This is a genomic window from Mycobacteroides saopaulense, assembly GCF_001456355.1.
Classification (GTDB): Bacteria; Actinomycetota; Actinomycetes; order Mycobacteriales; family Mycobacteriaceae; genus Mycobacterium; species Mycobacterium saopaulense.
The window spans coordinates 520,940-537,503 of sequence record NZ_CP010271.1 but is presented as its reverse complement, the minus strand read 5'-3'; the positions used below and the strand labels follow the sequence as shown (position 1 = coordinate 537,503).

17 protein-coding genes are annotated in these 16,564 nt (G+C 64.0%); 6 read left to right on the top strand and 11 right to left on the bottom strand.

Annotation, left to right across the window (positions count from 1 at the left end):
* Window positions 1–118 precede the first annotated feature (118 nt).
* From kstD to MYCSP_RS02705, 3 genes are all read left to right on the top strand, one after another.
* A complete protein-coding gene (kstD, locus tag MYCSP_RS02715; RefSeq protein WP_162266303.1) occupies window positions 119–1,807 on the top strand; it encodes a 3-oxosteroid 1-dehydrogenase in 1,689 nt (562 codons plus the stop codon).
* Window positions 1,808–1,816: 9 nt separating this feature from the next.
* Window positions 1,817–2,674 (top strand): MaoC/PaaZ C-terminal domain-containing protein, encoded by an 858-nt coding sequence (locus MYCSP_RS02710; RefSeq protein WP_083017703.1) that lies wholly within the window; start codon window positions 1,817–1,819, stop codon window positions 2,672–2,674.
* Between the two features lie 87 nt (window positions 2,675–2,761).
* The gene (locus MYCSP_RS02705; RefSeq protein ID WP_083017701.1) at window positions 2,762–3,286 is read left to right on the top strand and encodes a hypothetical protein; all 525 of its coding nucleotides are present in this window, start codon (window positions 2,762–2,764) and stop codon (window positions 3,284–3,286) included.
* Here MYCSP_RS02705 and MYCSP_RS02700 read toward each other — a convergent pair.
* The 7 genes from MYCSP_RS02700 to MYCSP_RS02670 all read right to left on the bottom strand — a co-directional run bounded on the left by MYCSP_RS02700 (window position 3,270) and on the right by MYCSP_RS02670 (window position 10,249).
* The gene (locus MYCSP_RS02700; protein ID WP_083017699.1) at window positions 3,270–4,127 is read right to left on the bottom strand and encodes a hypothetical protein; all 858 of its coding nucleotides are present in this window, start codon (window positions 4,125–4,127) and stop codon (window positions 3,270–3,272) included. The two genes, MYCSP_RS02705 and MYCSP_RS02700, sit on opposite strands and share 17 nt — an antisense overlap.
* A 110-nt stretch (window positions 4,128–4,237) precedes the next feature.
* Window positions 4,238–5,401 carry a lipid-transfer protein gene (locus tag MYCSP_RS02695; protein WP_088413131.1) on the bottom strand — a complete coding sequence of 388 codons (1,164 nt, stop codon included), beginning with the start codon at window positions 5,399–5,401 and terminating at the stop codon, window positions 4,238–4,240.
* Entirely contained in the window at window positions 5,398–5,799 is a 402-nt protein-coding gene (locus MYCSP_RS02690; protein ID WP_070913471.1) for a MaoC family dehydratase, read from the bottom strand. The genes MYCSP_RS02695 and MYCSP_RS02690 overlap by 4 nt, the downstream gene beginning before the upstream one ends.
* A complete protein-coding gene (locus MYCSP_RS02685; protein ID WP_322788578.1) occupies window positions 5,784–6,731 on the bottom strand; it encodes a bifunctional MaoC family dehydratase N-terminal/OB-fold nucleic acid binding domain-containing protein in 948 nt (315 codons plus the stop codon). The genes MYCSP_RS02690 and MYCSP_RS02685 overlap by 16 nt, the downstream gene beginning before the upstream one ends.
* A gap of 2 nt (window positions 6,732–6,733) precedes the next feature.
* Window positions 6,734–7,897 carry an acyl-CoA dehydrogenase FadE29 gene (gene fadE29 / locus MYCSP_RS02680; RefSeq protein WP_070913473.1) on the bottom strand — a complete coding sequence of 388 codons (1,164 nt, stop codon included), beginning with the start codon at window positions 7,895–7,897 and terminating at the stop codon, window positions 6,734–6,736.
* Window positions 7,898–7,906: 9 nt separating this feature from the next.
* Complete coding sequence (locus MYCSP_RS02675; RefSeq protein ID WP_088413130.1) at window positions 7,907–8,968, bottom strand: acyl-CoA dehydrogenase family protein; 1,062 nt, start codon at window positions 8,966–8,968, stop codon at window positions 7,907–7,909.
* A 21-nt stretch (window positions 8,969–8,989) separates the two neighbouring features.
* The gene (locus tag MYCSP_RS02670; protein ID WP_070913475.1) at window positions 8,990–10,249 is read right to left on the bottom strand and encodes a cytochrome P450; all 1,260 of its coding nucleotides are present in this window, start codon (window positions 10,247–10,249) and stop codon (window positions 8,990–8,992) included.
* Window positions 10,250–10,466: 217 nt separating this feature from the next.
* On the opposite strand from MYCSP_RS02670, the gene MYCSP_RS02665 reads away from it, so the two are divergent.
* Window positions 10,467–11,627 carry a steroid 3-ketoacyl-CoA thiolase gene (locus MYCSP_RS02665; protein WP_083017689.1) on the top strand — a complete coding sequence of 387 codons (1,161 nt, stop codon included), beginning with the start codon at window positions 10,467–10,469 and terminating at the stop codon, window positions 11,625–11,627.
* A 47-nt stretch (window positions 11,628–11,674) separates the two neighbouring features.
* Here the strand turns inward: MYCSP_RS02665 and MYCSP_RS02660 are convergent, their stop codons facing one another.
* On the bottom strand, window positions 11,675–12,928 hold the full coding sequence (locus MYCSP_RS02660) for a cytochrome P450 (RefSeq protein ID WP_088413129.1): 1,254 nt from the start codon (window positions 12,926–12,928) through the stop codon (window positions 11,675–11,677).
* A gap of 115 nt (window positions 12,929–13,043) precedes the next feature.
* Entirely contained in the window at window positions 13,044–13,430 is a 387-nt protein-coding gene (locus tag MYCSP_RS02655; protein WP_083017685.1) for a hypothetical protein, read from the bottom strand.
* Window positions 13,431–13,447: 17 nt separating this feature from the next.
* Between MYCSP_RS02655 and MYCSP_RS02650 the strand changes: the two genes are divergently transcribed.
* On the top strand, window positions 13,448–13,936 hold the full coding sequence (locus tag MYCSP_RS02650) for a nitroreductase family deazaflavin-dependent oxidoreductase (RefSeq protein WP_088413128.1): 489 nt from the start codon (window positions 13,448–13,450) through the stop codon (window positions 13,934–13,936).
* Window positions 13,937–14,013: 77 nt separating this feature from the next.
* Here the strand turns inward: MYCSP_RS02650 and MYCSP_RS02645 are convergent, their stop codons facing one another.
* Both MYCSP_RS02645 and MYCSP_RS02640 read right to left on the bottom strand, forming a co-directional pair.
* The gene (locus MYCSP_RS02645; RefSeq protein ID WP_083017681.1) at window positions 14,014–14,925 is read right to left on the bottom strand and encodes an SDR family oxidoreductase; all 912 of its coding nucleotides are present in this window, start codon (window positions 14,923–14,925) and stop codon (window positions 14,014–14,016) included.
* A gap of 3 nt (window positions 14,926–14,928) precedes the next feature.
* On the bottom strand, window positions 14,929–15,711 hold the full coding sequence (locus MYCSP_RS02640; protein ID WP_070913481.1) for an SDR family oxidoreductase: 783 nt from the start codon (window positions 15,709–15,711) through the stop codon (window positions 14,929–14,931).
* A gap of 94 nt (window positions 15,712–15,805) precedes the next feature.
* On the opposite strand from MYCSP_RS02640, the gene echA20 reads away from it, so the two are divergent.
* A complete protein-coding gene (gene echA20 / locus MYCSP_RS02635; RefSeq protein WP_083017677.1) occupies window positions 15,806–16,564 on the top strand; it encodes a (7aS)-7a-methyl-1,5-dioxo-2,3,5,6,7,7a-hexahydro-1H-indene-carboxyl-CoA hydrolase in 759 nt (252 codons plus the stop codon).

The following is a 16,564-nucleotide window of genomic DNA, read 5'->3' as shown; positions in this document are numbered from 1 at the left end:
CTCATCGTCGTGTAGCCCAAACAGCAACGTGTTTCTGTTTTCACCGCAACATCAAAGTGTCCGGGCGATGAAACCACAGGCCAGCGCCGGTAGCGCCGGGCCGCCTCAATTCTATAACGTGTTCTACATGACTGAGCAGGAGTACGACGTCGTCGTCGTCGGGAGTGGTGGCGCCGGCATGGTCGCGGCGCTCACCGCGGCACACAACGGACTGAGCACCGTACTGATCGAAAAGGCCCCCCACTTCGGCGGATCGACCGCACGGTCGGGTGGCGGCGTCTGGATCCCCAACAACGAGGTGCTCAAGAAGGCCCGTCAGAACGACACCCCGGAGGCTGCCCGCGAGTACCTCTACAACATCATCGGCGACGTCGTCCCCCGCGAGAAGATCGACACCTATCTCGATCGCGGACCGGAGATGCTCTCCTTTGTGTTGGCCAACTCCCCGCTCAAGCTGGACTGGGTGCCCAACTACTCCGATTACTACCCCGAGGCCCCGGGCGGACGCTCGGCCGGACGCTCCGTGGAGCCCAAGCCGTTCGATGCCAAGAAGCTTGGTGACGAGCTGCCCAACCTCGAGCCGCCGTACGGCAAGGTGCCGCTGAATGTCGTCGTGCGCCAGCAGGATTACGTTCGGCTCAACCAGCTCAAGCGCCACCCGCGGGGCGTGCTGCGCAGCCTGCGGGTCGGAGTGCGCACTTTCTGGGCCCAGGGAACCGGCAAGAAGCTCGTCGGCATGGGCCGCGCACTGTCGGCCGCGCTGCGCATCGGCCTGCGCGATGCCGGCGTTCCGGTGAAGCTCAACACCGCGCTGACCGATCTCTACATCGAGAACGGCACCGTCAAGGGCGTCTACGTGCGTGAGACGGGCGCTCCAGAGGCTTCCGAGCCGACGGTAATCAAGGCGCGCAGGGGCGTCATCCTGGCCTCAGGCGGCTTCGAGCACAACGAGCAGATGCGTGTGAAGTACCAGCGCGCCCCCATCACCACCGAGTGGACAGTGGGCGCCAAGGCCAATACCGGCGACGGCATTCTGGCCGCCGAAAAGCTGGGCGCCGCACTGGAGTTCATGGAGGACTCGTGGTGGGGTCCCACGGTGCCGCTGGTGGGCCGGCCGTGGTTCGCACTGTCCGAGCGCAACTCCCCCGGATCGATCATCGTCAACGCATCCGGCAAGCGCTTCATGAACGAATCGCTGCCCTACGTCGAGGCCACCCACCGCATGTACGGCGGCCAGTACGGGCAGGGCCCCGGACCGGGCGAGAACCTGCCCGCGTGGCTCGTCTTCGACCAGGAGTACCGGAACCGATACATCTTCGCCGGATTACAACCCGGACAAAAGATTCCGAGCAATTGGATCGAGTCCGGCGTTATCGTCAAGGCCGACACCGTGGAGGAGCTGGCGAAGCTCGCCAACCTCCCCGTCGAGGAATTCAAGGCCACCGTCGAACGGTTCAACGGCTTCGCCCGCAGCGGCGTCGACGAGGACTTCGGCCGTGGCAAGAGCGCTTATGACCGCTACTACGGCGACCCCACCAACAAGCCGAACCCCAACCTCGGCGCGCTGGCGAAGGGCCCGTTCTATGCGGCCAAGATGGTTCCCGGCGATCTCGGCACCAAGGGCGGCGTGCGCACCGACGTCAAGGGCCGCGTACTGCGCGATGACAACAGCATCATCGAAGGTCTTTACGCAGCAGGCAATGTCAGTACCCCGGTGATGGGCCACACCTACGCCGGCCCCGGCGCCACCATCGGCCCAGCCATGACATGGGGCTACCTCGCGGCGCTCGATATCGCCGGGAAGTAGGGTCGGCCCATGCCTATCAACGTTGATATCGCCCTGGGCGCTGCTGTCGAGCCCGCCAAGTTTTCGTGGACCGCGTCCGATGTGCAGCTGTATCACCTGGCGATCGGTGCGGGTGCCGATCCGGTGAGCGAGACCGAGCTGCGCTACCTGCAGGACAAGACCCCGCAGGTGCTGCCGACGTTTGCCACCGTCGCCTCCGGCTTCCACGCGGTAGAGCCACCCAAGGTGTCGTTCCCGGGGATCGAGATCGACCTGGCCAAGATCCTGCACGGCACCGAGCAGGTGACCGCGCATCGGCCTCTCCCCCCGTCGGGCTCCGCCCGCTCAGAGGGCAAGATCGTCGAGATCTGGGACAAGGGCAAGGCCGCGGTCATCGTCACGGAGACAACGACTTCCGACGACCAGGGACCTCTCTGGACCATCCGCCGGTCCATCTTCGCCCGCGGCGAGGGCGGTTTCGGCGGCGAGCGTGGGCCCTCGTCCGCCGTAGAGGCTCCGTCCCGGCCTGCTGACATAGAAGTTGCGACGCACATCCTGCCGCAGCAGGCGCTGCTGTACCGGCTGTGCGGTGACCGCAACCCACTGCACTCCGACCCCGCCTTCGCGGCGGCGGCCGGATTCCCGCGGCCTATCCTGCACGGACTGTGCAGCTACGGCGTGGTGTGCAAAGCGGCCGTCGACGCCGTACTCGACGGCGATGCCTCACGGGTGACGTCCTATGCCGCGAAGTTCGCCGGTGTGGTGTTCCCGGGCGAGACCCTCAAAACCCGCATCTGGAAGGAAGACGGCAAATTGCTGATCTCGGCAGTGGTTGCCGAGCGCGAGGATGCGCCCGCGCTCGCCGATGTGGAGCTCACCTACTCCTAACTGCTCCAAGGTAACCGCACGCACATTTCCCGATGGAAATCTGTGCGTGCAGTTACGTTCGCGTGCCCGGCCATGCATACTTTGCCCATGACTCGTTGGATCGGGCTGATGGTGGCCGCCACTACGTTGACCACCGGCGGTATTGCCGCCTCGACGGCAATCGCACCAAATGTCGCGTGCGCTTGCTCCTGCGTGGACGTCCGCAAGGACGCCACCTCGATCAAAGAGTGGCTTGGGCGCGCCCAGGCGATCTTCGTCGGCACTCCCACCGACACGCAGCTGATCAGCGATCCCGATACCGGCCGGACGATCTACCAATTCGCTGTTCGCGAGGTCTACAAGGGCAATGTCGGCCCGATCACCACGGTCAAGGTCGAGAACTTCGGGCCGTCCTGCGGACGTAGCTACGACATCGGCACCGAGTATTTCGTCGTCGCCGGTAAGCCCGACGAAATCCCCAATGACACCCGCCCGAACGCCCCCGCTGCCTACGGCGACAACCGGTGCTCACTGACGCAAGTCGCTGCCGGTTCCGACCTGGCGGGCCCCGCACAAGCCGCATACGGCAACCCGCACACGCCCTCGGGGCCGTCGGTTACGCTGCCCGGTTGAGTCCACGCCGCGCCAACGCCTCTTTCACTCGGCGCACCACGTCATCCGGATGATCTTCGGCGACGACGCGCACTATCAGCCAGCCAAGACTCGCCAACAGCTCCAGTCGCTTGATGTCCTTCACGTACTGCCTGCGATCCGACCGATGCTGGTCACCGTCATACTCGACGCCCACCATGACGTCTTCCCAACCCATGTCGATATAAGCGAGCGGAACGTGGTCACCGTTGTGAACCACGATCTGAGTCTGTGGACGTGGGAGGCCGGCCCTGACCAGCACTAAGCGCAACCAGGTCTCCTTTGGCGATTGTGCCCCGGCGTCCATCAGATCAATTGCAGCCCAGGCTGTTCGGATACCGCGACGACCGGGATGGCGTTCGAGGACTTGCCTGATATCGGCGATGCTCAGGTCCGTTGCCCGCGCCAACGCGTCGAGGGCCGGTACCGCTTTCGACAACGGGTGATCACACGACAAATCAAACGCCGTACGTGCGGCCGTCGTCACCTGCATTCCCCGGATGACACACACTTCCTCTGCCGCAACGGACAACGCGCGGCCACGCACGCCTGGTTCACGTCGCCGGTTCGCATCGATGATCTCGGCAGGCAAACCCGGGTCGACCCACCGTGCACCATGCAAAGCCGCAGCCGAGAATCCGGCGAGCACTCCACGGCGCCGGGACCGCAGCCACGCGGCCTCGGCTCGCAGATGAGGGGTTATCGCCATACCTCTGGGTATGTACACATCCTTGTGCCAAGGCACATAGTCGCGACGCAGCTGATAGCGCGTTACGTGGCCGGCTCGCACCGCCTCACTGCCGACAATCGGTCCCCGCCCCATGCCTGCATCATGCGCTGAGCCACCGACAGAACCGCCAACGTAACCGTATGCACACGAACCAACTCAGATATGTGCGTGGGGTTACGTTCGGCGCGATGGACGCCCGCGCGCTAACCCAGGATGAGACCGGACGTCGGCACGCCGGTACCCGCGGTGACGAGCACGTGCTCGACGTTCGAGACCTGGTTGACCGACGTCCCGCGCAGCTGACGCACGCCCTCGGCGATGCCGTTCATACCGTGGATGTAGGCCTCGCCGAGCTGACCTCCGTGCGTGTTGATGGGAAGCTTGCCGCCCAGCTCTATCGCGCCGTTGGCAATGAAGTCCTTGGCCTCGCCCTTGCCGCAGAAACCCAGCTCTTCGAGCTGCAACAGCGTATATGGCGTGAAGTGGTCATACAGGATCGCGGTCTGAATGTCGTTGGGAGTCAGCCCAGATTGGTCCCACAGCTGCCGGCCCACCAGCCCCATCTCGGGCAGCCCGAGCTCGTCGCGGTAGTACGAGTACATGGTGAACTGGTCGTCACCGGAACCCTGCGCGGCGGCCTCGATGACCACCGGCCGGTTCTTGAGATCCTTGGCCCGCTCCGGCGTGGTCACCACAATCGCCACCCCACCGTCACTCTCCTGGCAGCAGTCCAGCAGCCGCACCGGATCGGCGATCATCCGCGAATTCTGGTGGTCCTCAATGGTGATCGGCTTACCGTAGAAGAACGCCTTCGGGTTGGTGGCCGCATGCTTGCGGTCGGCCACCGATACCGCACCGAAATCTGCACTCGTGGCGCCGTATTCGTGCATATACCGACGGGCAACCATCGCTACGGAGGCCGCAGGAGTGCTCAGCCCGTGCGGGTACGACCAGCTGTACTCCACGCCGCGCGAGTCGGCAGTCGAGCTCAGTCCAGTCATCACCTGACCGAACCGGAACTCCGAGCGCTCGTTGAAGGCCCGATACGCCACCACGACTTCGGCCACGCCCGCGGCGACCGCCAGTGCTGCTTGCTGCACCGTCGCGGCCGCGGCCCCGCCGCCGTAACCGATCTGGCTGAAGAACTTCAGTTCACCGATACCCGTCGATCGCGCGACCGCGGTCTCCAGGTTGGAGTCCATCGTGAAGGTCACCAAGCCGTCGACATCGCCGGGAGACAAACCGGCGTCGTCGAGCGCGTCGAGCACCGCCTCGGTGGCCAGCCTGAGCTCGGATCGGCCCGACTTCTTCGAGAAGTCGGTGGCACCGATACCCGCTATCGCGCTCCGCCCAGATATCCCGCTCATTCGGCCCCGATCGTCAGCTTGACCCTGGCCGTCACATGCGCGCCAAGGCTGTTGTTGCCCACCACATCCACTTCCACGATGCCGTCCTCGACCGCGGCCACCTCGCCGGTGAACACCGTGGTGTCGTACGCATACCACGGCACACCCAAGCGCAGCGAAATCGACTTCACACGCGCCGACGGTCCGGCCCAATCAGTCACGAACCGCTCGACCAGACCGGTGTCGGACAGGATGTTGATGAAGATGTCCTTGGAACCCTTGGCCTGAGCCAGATCTCGGTCGTGATGTACGTCCTGGAAATCACGGGTCGCCAGTGCTGTGGACACGATGAAGGTGGGCGTGCCTTCGAGTTTCAGCTCGGGCAGCTGCTCTCCGACGGTGGTCACGCCGCCTCCCATGCGTACAGAGTCCATGCCGGGCTCTCGCCCTCGGCCGGGAAGTCCAGATACGTCGCCTGCACCGGCAACCCGATCTGGACATCGTCGGGCGACACCCCTCGAAGTTCGCCCAGCATCCGCACGCCCTCGTCGAGTTCCACCAGTGCGATCACGAACGGCAGTGTGCGCCCGGGCACCTGGGGCGCGTGATGCACCACGTAGCTGTACACGGTGCCCCGACCGCTGGCCACCTGGTACTCGATCGGAGCCTCTTTGTCCTGCCAGACCGCGGGTACCGGCGGATGCTGCAAAGAACCGTCGGGACGCTTCTGTAACCGCAGTTCGTGCTCCCCGACGCCTTCCCAGAAGTACGCACTGTCCCGCGACCACGACGGGCGCATCAGCTTCGAGGGATCGAGATCGCCATAGGCAGGCGAGGCGGGCTTCGCGGCGTGTGGCCGGAACTTCATTATCCGCCAGTTCATTTCGTTGACCAGCTCATCGCCCACATGCCACTCGGCGTGGATGTTGATGAACCAGCTCTCGCCGAGCGCGGTCTGCTTGGGCCCGAAGACCTCGGTCACCTCGTTGGTGGTGGTGACCTGTTCACCCAACTGCAGATACCGGTGATAGATCTGCTCGTAGTTGGTGGCGACCACCGACTCGTAACCCGCCGAATCGAGAAGCTCCATCACGCGACCCAACGGGTCGTCTCCAGAGCGCTCGCCATACAGCCCGGCCATGGTCCACACCTGAGCCATCGCCGGAGGTGCGACGACGCCGGGATGCCCGGCGGCCTTGGCTGCTTCCTCGTTGACGTAGACGGGGTTGCGGTCCCCCATGGCCTCAACCCAGTTGTTGATCATGGCCTGGTTCACCGGATCCCGCGCCAGACGCGGGGCGCTGGGGCCATCTGCCTTGATCTTGGCGAAACCCTCCTGGATGTCCACCACGCTCATCGTGGCACCCGCGGGGTACCCAAACCTGCCGTCGCAACCATCTCGCGCATCACCTCATTCACGCCGCCACCGAAGGTGATCACCAGGTGGCGTTTGGTCTGTGCATCAAGCCATTCGAGAGTCTCCGCGGTATTCGCGTCGGCGGGATCGCCGTAGCGTCCCACCACACCCTCACTCAGTCGCCCGAGTTTCTGAATCCATTCAGTGGCAAGGATCTTCGTCGCGGCGGCATCGGCCATGCTGATGTCGTCGCCCGATGAGGCCACCTGCCAGTTGAGCAACTCGTTGAGCCGCCACACGGCCTTCATCTCGCCCAACACCCGGCGCACGTCCTCATGCGACAGCGGCGCCACCCCGTCGGGGCCCGGCTTGGCCGCCCACTCGTAGACACGGTCGTACATGCCCGCGATCCGTCCCGAGGGACCGAGTGAAACCCGCTCGTGGTTCAACTGAGTGGTGATCAGCTTCCAGCCCGCGTTCTCCTCGCCCACCAGCATTTCCACCGGAACTCGAACGTCTGAGTAGTAGGTGGCATTGGTGTGGTGCGCACCGTCATTGGTGATGATCGGTGTCCAGGAGTAGCCCGGGTCCTTGGTATCGACGATAAGAATCGAGATGCCCTTGTGTTTGGCGGCGCTCGGGTCCGTCCGGCAGGCCAACCAGATGTACTGAGCCTGGTGTGCACCGGTGGTGAAGATCTTCTGCCCGTTCACGATGTAGTGGTCGCCGTCGCGTACCGCGGTGGTACGCAGGGAGGCCAGGTCGGTTCCGGCTTCCGGTTCGGTGTATCCGATGGCGAAGTGGATCTCGCCGGCGAGGATTCCGGGCAGGAACTTCTTCTTCTGTTCTTCGGTCCCGTACTTCTGCAGCGTCGGACCGACGGTCTGCAACGTCACCAAGGGCATCGGCACATCGGCTCGCATGACTTCGTTCATGAAGATCTGCTGCTCCAGCGGGCCAAATCCATGTCCGCCGTATTCCTTGGGCCATCCGACCCCAAGCCAGCCGTCCTGTCCCATCCGTCGCACCACGGCCTCATAGGACGACCCGTGCCGGTCAATCATCATCTCGCGAGTCTCATCGGCGGTGACCAGATTCGAGAAGTACTGCCGCAGATCGCTTTGCAGCTTCGCCTGTTCAGGCGTGAGGTCAATCAGCATCGCCGGCTCCTAACCCTGCGCCGCAGCGAGAACGTCTAGGCGCTCAGAAGACCCGCCGACCAGTCGGCTCAGGTCCTTGATCGTCGAGTAGTAACGGTTCATCGGGTATGTGATGTCGACGCCGAGACCGCCGTGCAGGTGGTGGCAGATCTGCATGACTCGTTGGGCCTCCGATGCCATCCAGAAGGCCACGACGTCCAGATCCTCGGTGGCGTCCAACCCCTCGGATAGGCGCCAAACAGCGGATATGACACCGAGATTCAGCGTCCGCGACACCACATAGACGTCCGCCAACTGCTGCGAAACCGCCTGGAAGGTGGCCAGAGGCTTGCCGAACTGCACCCGGTTGGACACATGATCGGCCGTCAGACGCAAGGCGCCCGAGACCAATCCGTCCGCATAGGAACCCACCGCCGCCAGCGCCAGCTGGTTGAGCCGCTCCACCGAGTCGCCGAGCACATTTTCAGCGGGCACCACGACATCCGAGAAGGTCACCGCGTATTCGGTGGCCTTGCTGGCCGTCGGCGTCCGGGCAATCGTGACACCCGGGGTGTTAGGTGCCACCACAACGACGCCATTGTCGGTGGTGACAAGTATCCAATTCGCCTCGGCTGCATACAGAACGCCGATCTTGCGGCCGTTCAACACCAGCGAGGACCCGTCGCGTACCGCGGAAACCGCAGGCGACGAAGGTAATGCGGACCCGGGCTCATCCAGGGCTGCGGTCAGGATCGCGCCGGAGCCGACACCATCTAGGAATCTGCCCTGCTGCTCGGCGGAGGCCAATTCCGACAAGGGCACGACCCCGAATCCGAGCGTTGCCAGTGCCGGCGTCAGGGCGCCGTGCCTGCCCAACACCCGAAGCGCGACCGATACCTCGGACAAGCCAAGCCCATCTCCGCCCAACCGTTCCGGCAGCGCAAGGCTGAGGACGCCGTTGTCCGCGAGCACCTTCCACAGCGCCTCGTCGTATCCGATCGCAGGCACCACACCGATGAACTCACGATCGGCAAGCACCGCCTCGAGCACGTCGGAGACAGCCTGCTGCTCCTCCGCGAAAGCGAAATCCATTATGCTCGTTTCCCTTTGAAGCTACTGCAGAACCGGACAGCCGCTGGCACCGTTGAAATCAACCTGCCAGTGCTTGATGCCGTTGAGCCAACCGGACTGCAACCGCTTCGGGTCACCAGCCGGCGCCAGGTTCGGCATGTGATCGGCGATGGCGTTGAACATCAGGTTGATGGTCAACCGGGCCAGATTGGCGCCGATGCAGTAGTGCGCACCACTGCCGCCGAATCCCATGTGGGGATTGGGGTTACGCATGATGTTGAAGCTGAACGGATCCTCGAAGACCTCTTCATCGAAGTTCGCCGAGCGGTACATCATGACGACGCGCTGGCCCTTCTTGATCTGCACGCCACCGAGTTCGGTGTCCTCCAACGCCGTGCGCTGGAATGAGGTCACGGGAGTGGCCCAGCGGACAATCTCGTCGGCCGCTGTTTCAGGGCGCTCCTTCTTGTACAGCTCCCACTGCTCCGGGAACTGGGTGAAGGCCATCATGCCCTGGGTGATCGAGTTGCGAGAGGTCTCGTTACCGGCCACCGCCAGCATGATGACGAAGAAGCCGAACTCATCGTCGGAGAGCCTGCCTTCGCCCTCGACCTCGGCGTTGATGAGCGTGGTCACGATGTCCTCGCCCGGGTTCTCGGCCTTCTGCTTCGCCATCTCCATGGAGTAGGCCAGGATCTCCATCGAGGAGGCCGCTGGGTCGATATCGGCGTATTCCGGATCGTCGTATGAGGTCATTTCGTTGGACCAGTTAAAGAGCTTGCCGCGATCCTCGATCGGTACACCGAGCAGACCGGCGATGGCCTGCAACGGCAGCTCGCAGGAAACCTGCTCCACGAAGTCACCGGTGCCGCTCGCCGCCGCGGCCTTCGCGATCTGTTGCGCGCGCTCGTTCAGCTCGTCGCGCAGGCGGCCAATGGCGCGCGGGGTGAAACCGCGGGAGATGATCTTGCGCAACCGGGTGTGGTGCGGGGCGTCCATGTTGAGCATGACGTACCGCTGCAATTCGATCGCCTCGCGGGTGATGTCGTCCTGAAAACGCGGGATCGCAGTGTTTTCCCAGCTAGAGAAGACATCGCTGCGCAGCGACACCTCCTTGACGTCCTTATGCTTGGTGACGACCCAGTAGCCGCCATCGTTGAAGCCGCCGACTCCGTCGGGCTGTTCCTGCCACCAAATGGGAGCCGTCTTCCGAAGCTCCTTGAGCTCCTCGACAGGGAGCCGTTCTGCGTAGATTTCCGGGTCGGTGAAGTCGAAACCGGCGGGAAGGCTGGGGTGCACCACGTTGAACTCCTATGGCCTTTCGGGGCATCTTTCAGGGACGATCTGGTTAGAGCATCTAGTGAGAGCCGAGTGAGCTACGACACTCTCTAGCCCCATTGAATCACACGATCAGCGCAGACAAAACGTGGTGCACGGGGGGAGAACACGTTCTCGTTGCTTCCGGACTGGAACGTGTTCTACCGTGAAGTCAACGTTCAGAGTGCAAAGGAGCAGCTCCATGGGTAATCCGGTCATCGTCGAAGCGACGCGCAGCGCCATCGGCAAACGCGGTGGATGGCTCGCGGGGCTGCATCCCGCCGAGCTGCTGGGCAGCATCCAGAAGTCGGTGATCGCACGCGCCGGTCTGGATCCGAATGAGGTCGAGCAGGTCATCGGCGGCTGTGTGACCCAATTCGGCGAGCAGGGCGGGCACATCACGCGACAGGCATGGTTGCATGCCGGACTGCCCGAGGCCGCCGGCGCCACCACCATCGATTGCCAATGCGGCAGCGCCCAGCAGGCCAACCACCTCATCGCCGGACTGATCTACTCGGGCGCCATCGACACCGGCATCGCGTGCGGTATCGAGTCGATGAGTCGGGTGCCGCTCGGGGCCAATGTCGGCGGCACCGGCATTCCGCGCCCCGCATCGTGGGATATCGACATGCCCAACCAGTTCGAGGCCGCCGAGCGCATCGCCAAGCGTCGCGGCATCACCCGCGCCGACGTCGATGGACTGGGTGTGCGTTCACAGGCGCTCGCCGCGCAGGCCTGGGCCGAGGGACGCTTCGACCGCGAGATCACCCCGCTCGATGCCCCGCAGGTGGACAAGGAAGGTAACCCCACCGGCGAGACCAAGACGGTCAACCGCGACCAGGGCCTGCGCGAGACCACCCTGGAGTCGTTGGGGAACCTCAAACCCGTTATGCCGGAAGGCATCCACACCGCCGGAACCTCCTCGCAGATTTCCGACGGTGCCTCCGCGGTGCTTCTGATGGACAGCGATAAGGCCAAGGCCCTCGGATTGCGGCCGCGTGCCCGCATCGTCTCGCAGGCGCTCGTCGGCGCCGAGCCGTACTACCACCTGGATGGTCCGGTGCAGTCGACGCAGCGCGTGCTGGATCGCGCCGGCATGAAGATCGGTGACATCGACGTCGTCGAGATCAACGAGGCCTTCGCCTCCGTGGTGCTGTCCTGGGCCGCGGTGCACAAGCCGGACTTCGATCGTGTGAACGTCAACGGCGGCGCCATCGCCCTGGGCCATCCGGTCGGCAGCACCGGTGCCCGCCTCATCACCACCGCGCTGCACGAGCTCGAACGCACCGACAAGTCAACGGCTTTGATCACGATGTGCGCTGGTGGCGCACTGTCAACCGGCACCATCATCGAACGCATCTAGTACCTTCGCGAAGGCCCCCGGCGCCTCGGTGCCCGGGGGCCTTTTCGTCAGCTGGCCCGCCCGAACCCGGCCGGGCAGAAGTCGACCTCCCAGTGCTTGACACCGTTCAGCCAGCCCGAGCGCAGCCGGTCCGGCTCCCCCGCCGACGCCAGGTCCGGCATATGGTCAGCGATCGCGTTGAACATCAGGTTGATGGTCATCCGTGCCAGATTTGCACCCACGCAATGGTGTTCGCCGTTTCCGCCAAATCCCACATGCGGGTTGGGGCTTCGCATGATGTCGAAGGCGAACGGGCTGTCGAAGACCTCCTCGTCGAAATTGGCGCTGCGGTACATCATCACCACGCGCTGCCCCTTCCTGATCCGCACCCCGCCGAGGTCGGTGTCCTGCAGGGCCGTCCGCTGAAACGACGTCACCGGGGTGGCCCAGCGCACGATCTCATCGGCCGCCGATTCGGGGCGCTCCCTCTTGTAGAGCTCCCACTGATCCGGGAACTGAGTGAAGGCGTGCATCCCGTGGGTGATCGAGTTGCGGGTCGTTTCATTACCGGCAACCGCCAAAAGCATGACGAAGAAACCGAACTCGTCGTCGGATAGCTTCTGGCCGTCCACATCGGCATTCACCAAATCGGTGCAGATGTCCTCGCCGGGCTCCGCCGCCTTACGCGCCGCAACCCGCATCGCGTACATCAACAGCTCGGCGCTCGCGATCGCGCTGTCATCCTCACCATCGGCAGATCCGACCAGCCTGTTGGACCAATCGAAGAGCTGTTCGCGCTCGTCCAGCGGTGTACCCATCAAACCCGCGATCGCCTGCAACGGAAGCTCGCAGGCCACCTGCTCGACGAAGTCTCCGTGCCGCGTCTGCGCCGCTGCCTGTGCAATGCCCTGCGCCCGAGCGTTGAGGTCGTCACGTAGCCGGTTCACCGCTCGGGGCGTGAACCCTCGGCTGATGATCTGCCGCAACCTACTGTGCCGTGGCGGATCCATGTTGAGCATGATCAGACGAGTCGCGTCGATCCGCTCACGTGGGGTGGTGGACAGATAGCGCGGTATCGCGGTGTTCTGCTCGCTGGAGAACACGTCACACCGAAGTGAGACCTCTTTGACGTCTTTGTGTTTGGACACCACCCAGAAGCCGTCGTCGTCGAAGCCCGCGACGCCACGCTCGGTCTGGTTCCACCAGATCGGTTCGGTATGACGCAGTTCGGCGAGTTCACGCTCGGGGATCCCATGCACGAAGAGCTCGGGATCGGTGAAGTCAATGCCGTCCGGCAAGTGGGGATGTTGGGCCTGTACCACGCTGTACCTCCCGGCCTGTGATGTATTTCACTAGTGGCTCTAGTGGCAGTGAAGCACAGAAATCGACCCCAGGACAAGGGTGCATGGAGGAAAAACCGCAGATCTAGAACGTGTTCTAAATGCGCGCCAGCTTCGGAACGAAGATGGCCCGGATGTGGTGGATTCGAGGATCGTCAGCCGGGATTTTGAACGTCTCGTCTACTTTGGCGACCACCCGCCACCCGGCCACCTTCGCCTTGGTCTCGATGACGAAACTCGCGATGACGTTCTCGCCTTCGACACGAAACTGCCGATTGGACGCCGCGGCAATGAGGCGGAACTGTGGGCCGTTGTTCAGGCTGCGCCGCAAGTGGTCTCCGGAGAATCCGGTCTTGACGCCCTGTTCGATCCGCACACATTCCGAGGTGAACGGCACCGCGTCCGCCTGATGTGTGACGAGCGCTTCGATGTAGGCATTCGCAGCGGCAATACGTGCTTCGTCTGAGGCTCCGGGTGTTGACACACTCGTAGCATAGGGCCATGACCGCACCGGGATCATCCGCGAACGCACCCGCCCAACTGAATTCCGAGTTCGCCGGCAAGGTCATCAAATGGATGACCACGGTCAATGTTTGGCTGTATCAGCGGACCAACGGCCGCCTCGGTGGAAAGTGGCGTGTGGGTGCGGCGTTCCCCTGGGGGATACCGGTTCTGCTGATCACCACCACCGGCCGCAAGACCGGTCAAAAGCGGCTGAGCGCGCTGCTCTATCTTCCCGACGGCGACAAGATCGTGCTGGTGGCGTCGCAGGGCGGGCGAGTGGCCAACCCCGCGTGGTACCTCAATCTGAAGGCGAATTCTGAAGTCACCGTTCAGATAAAGGGCAATATCCGCACCATGACGGCACGCACCGCCAACGACGAGGAACGCGCGTACTACTGGCCCAAGCTGGTCGAGCTGTACGCGGACTTCGACAAGTACCAGTCGTACACCACCCGCAAGATCCCCGTCGTCATCCTGGAGCCCTAACTCCCCATCGACACGCCGCCTCGTGGCGGACACGTGCGATACGAATCCGCCATAGCACGGCGTGTCGGCGGGAAGGGCTAACCCTGAGAGCCGTAGACCGGGACCGGCGTGCGCGCCTTATCGAGTAGGTCGGTGACGACGGGCCCCAATTCGCTTGGATCCCAACGCGCCCCCTTGTCCACCTGCGGACCGTGAGCCCAACCCTCGGCGACGCGAATAATGCCGGCCTCGACCTCGAACACCTTGCCGGTGACGTCGCGAGACTCAGGGCTACCGAGCCACACCACCAGCGGCGACACATTCTCCGGGGCCATCGCGTCGAACGCCCCATCCTCCGGCTTGGCCATGGTCTCGGCGAAGACCGCCTCGGTCATCCGGGTGCGTGCGGCCGGAGCAATGGCGTTCACGGTGATGCCGTAGCGGCCCATCTCCGCGGCGGCCTGCAGTGTCAGGGTGGCGATACCGGCCTTGGCTGCGGCGTAATTCCCTTGCCCCACACTGCCTTGCAAACCCGCGGCGGAGCTGGTGTTGATGATGCGTGCGTCCACCGCATTGCCGGCCTTGAACTCGTCGCGCCAATACGCTGCGGCATGTCGCAGTGGTGCGAAGTGTCCCTTGAGGTGCACGCGGATCACCGCATCCCACTCCTCCTCGCTCATGTTGGCGAGCATGCGGTCACGCAGGAATCCGGCATTGTTGACCAAGACATCCAGGCGGCCAAAGGAATTGACCGCGGTGTCGATGAGGTTCTTGGCGCCGTTCCAGTCCGCGACGTCATCGCCGTTGGTGACGGCCTCGCCGCCGGCGGCCTTGATCTCCTCGACGACCTCCTGCGCGGGGCTGGTGCCGGCCGATCCATCCAGGCCGACACCAATGTCATTGACCACAACACGGGCGCCTTCGGCCGCGAACGCCAGTGCGTGCGCCCGGCCGATGCCCCGACCCGCGCCCGTGATGATGACGACCCGACCATCGAGTAAACCTGGCATGTTCTATTCCTTTTCGCCGTTCTCGTTGCTGTTGACATTGGCGGCGTCGAGGAAGGCAGGGCGCTCCCCTCCGCCATGAACCGTGAGTACCGAACCGGTCACATACGAAGACATTGGTGAGGCGAGAAATGCAGCGGTCCAACCGATCTCATCGGGATTGGCCAGGCGCCCGAGGGGCACCGTCGCTCCCACCGAAGCGATTCCCTCTTCGTCGCCGTAATGCATCTCCGACAGCTCGGTGCGAATCATCCCGGCGGCAAGCGCATTCACCCGCACCTTGGGCGCCCACTCGACGGCGAGGCTTCGGGTCAGGCTCTCCAGCCCGGCCTTGGCGGCGCCGTAGGCGGCGGTGCCCGGCGAGGGACGGCTCGCGCTGACGCTGGTGATGTTGACGATGGTGCCGCCGTCACCCTGCTGCTGCATCACCGCGTTCGCGCGCTGCGAGACCAACAGTGCAGAGAGCAGATTCAGCTCGACGATCTTGCGATGGAAGTTGTGGCTGGCATCGGCGGCCAGGGCGAAGGGGGCGCCGCCGGCATTGTTCACCACGGTGTCCAGGCGGCCGTGTGCGGAGACGATGGTGCCGATGAGCGCGTCGACCGACTCCTCGTCGCGGATATCGCAGGAGTGGAACTCATAGGGGGTCTCGCCGGGGCGGCGCGCGCAGGTGATCACCGTTGCCCCCTGGTCGGCGAACACCCGGCTGATTCCGGCTCCGACACCACGGACACCTCCGGTGACCAGCACGACGCGACCTTCGAGGCCGAGGTCATAAGGGGTTCGCACGTGACTCCTTGCCGTGTTCCTGCTGTTTGTCCTGCGCTTTCGGGTCATGGTAGCGTACCAAGCAAGTGCTTGTTTCGGTACCTTGAGGAGTCTCATGGGCATCACCACCGCGACGGTTGAACCGGGCATCGTCACCGTCACCGTCGACTATCCGAAGGTCAACGCCATTCCGTCACGCGGATGGTTTGAGCTGGCCGACGCCATCCTGGCCGCGGGTAACGACCCGTCGACCCACGTGGTGATCCTGCGGGCCGAGGGGCGCGGGTTCAATGCCGGCGCCGACATCAAAGAGATGCAGGCGACGGACGGATTCACCGCGCTGATCGACACCAATCGCGGCTGCTTCGAGGCCTTCAGCGCGGTGTACCGCTGCAAGGTGCCGGTCATCGCCGCGGTCAACGGTTTCTGCCTCGGCGGCGGAATCGGCCTGGTGGGCAACGCTGATGTGATCGTCGCCTCCGATGACGCGGTCTTCAGCGTGCCCGAGGTCGACCGCGGCGCGCTCGGAACGGCCACCCACCTGCAGCGACTGGTCCCTCAGCATGTGATGCGCCGGATGTTCTACACGGCAGCCAAGATCGACGCAAAGACGTTGCAGCACTATGGATCCGTCCACGAAGTGGTGCCGCGCGACGAACTCGACGAAGCCGCACTGCGCGTCGCGCGTGACATCGCCGCCAAGGACACCCGTGTCATCCGGGCCGCCAAAGAGGCCATCAACTTCATCGACCCGCAGGACGTCGAGTCGAGTTACCGCATGGAGCAGGGCTTCACATTCGAACTCAACCTCGCCGGAGTCGCCGACGAACACCGCGATGCGTTCGTCGAGACCGGAAAGCCGAAGGGGAACTAA

Coding starts and splice junctions, on each gene's coding strand:
- fadE29 (WP_070913473.1), bottom strand. CDS start 7,897: ATGCTGATTGACCTCACGCCTGAACAGGCGAAGCTGCAAAGCGATCTG.
- MYCSP_RS02665 (WP_083017689.1), top strand. CDS start 10,467: ATGGGTAATCCGGTCATCGTCGAAGCGACGCGCAGCGCCATCGGCAAA.
- MYCSP_RS02705 (WP_083017701.1), top strand. CDS start 2,762: ATGACTCGTTGGATCGGGCTGATGGTGGCCGCCACTACGTTGACCACC.
- MYCSP_RS02675 (WP_088413130.1), bottom strand. CDS start 8,968: ATGGATTTCGCTTTCGCGGAGGAGCAGCAGGCTGTCTCCGACGTGCTC.
- MYCSP_RS02700 (WP_083017699.1), bottom strand. CDS start 4,127: ATGGGGCGGGGACCGATTGTCGGCAGTGAGGCGGTGCGAGCCGGCCAC.
- MYCSP_RS02710 (WP_083017703.1), top strand. CDS start 1,817: ATGCCTATCAACGTTGATATCGCCCTGGGCGCTGCTGTCGAGCCCGCC.
- echA20 (WP_083017677.1), top strand. CDS start 15,806: ATGGGCATCACCACCGCGACGGTTGAACCGGGCATCGTCACCGTCACC.
- MYCSP_RS02690 (WP_070913471.1), bottom strand. CDS start 5,799: ATGGGAGGCGGCGTGACCACCGTCGGAGAGCAGCTGCCCGAGCTGAAA.
- MYCSP_RS02645 (WP_083017681.1), bottom strand. CDS start 14,925: ATGCCAGGTTTACTCGATGGTCGGGTCGTCATCATCACGGGCGCGGGT.
- MYCSP_RS02650 (WP_088413128.1), top strand. CDS start 13,448: ATGACCGCACCGGGATCATCCGCGAACGCACCCGCCCAACTGAATTCC.
- MYCSP_RS02695 (WP_088413131.1), bottom strand. CDS start 5,401: ATGAGCGGGATATCTGGGCGGAGCGCGATAGCGGGTATCGGTGCCACC.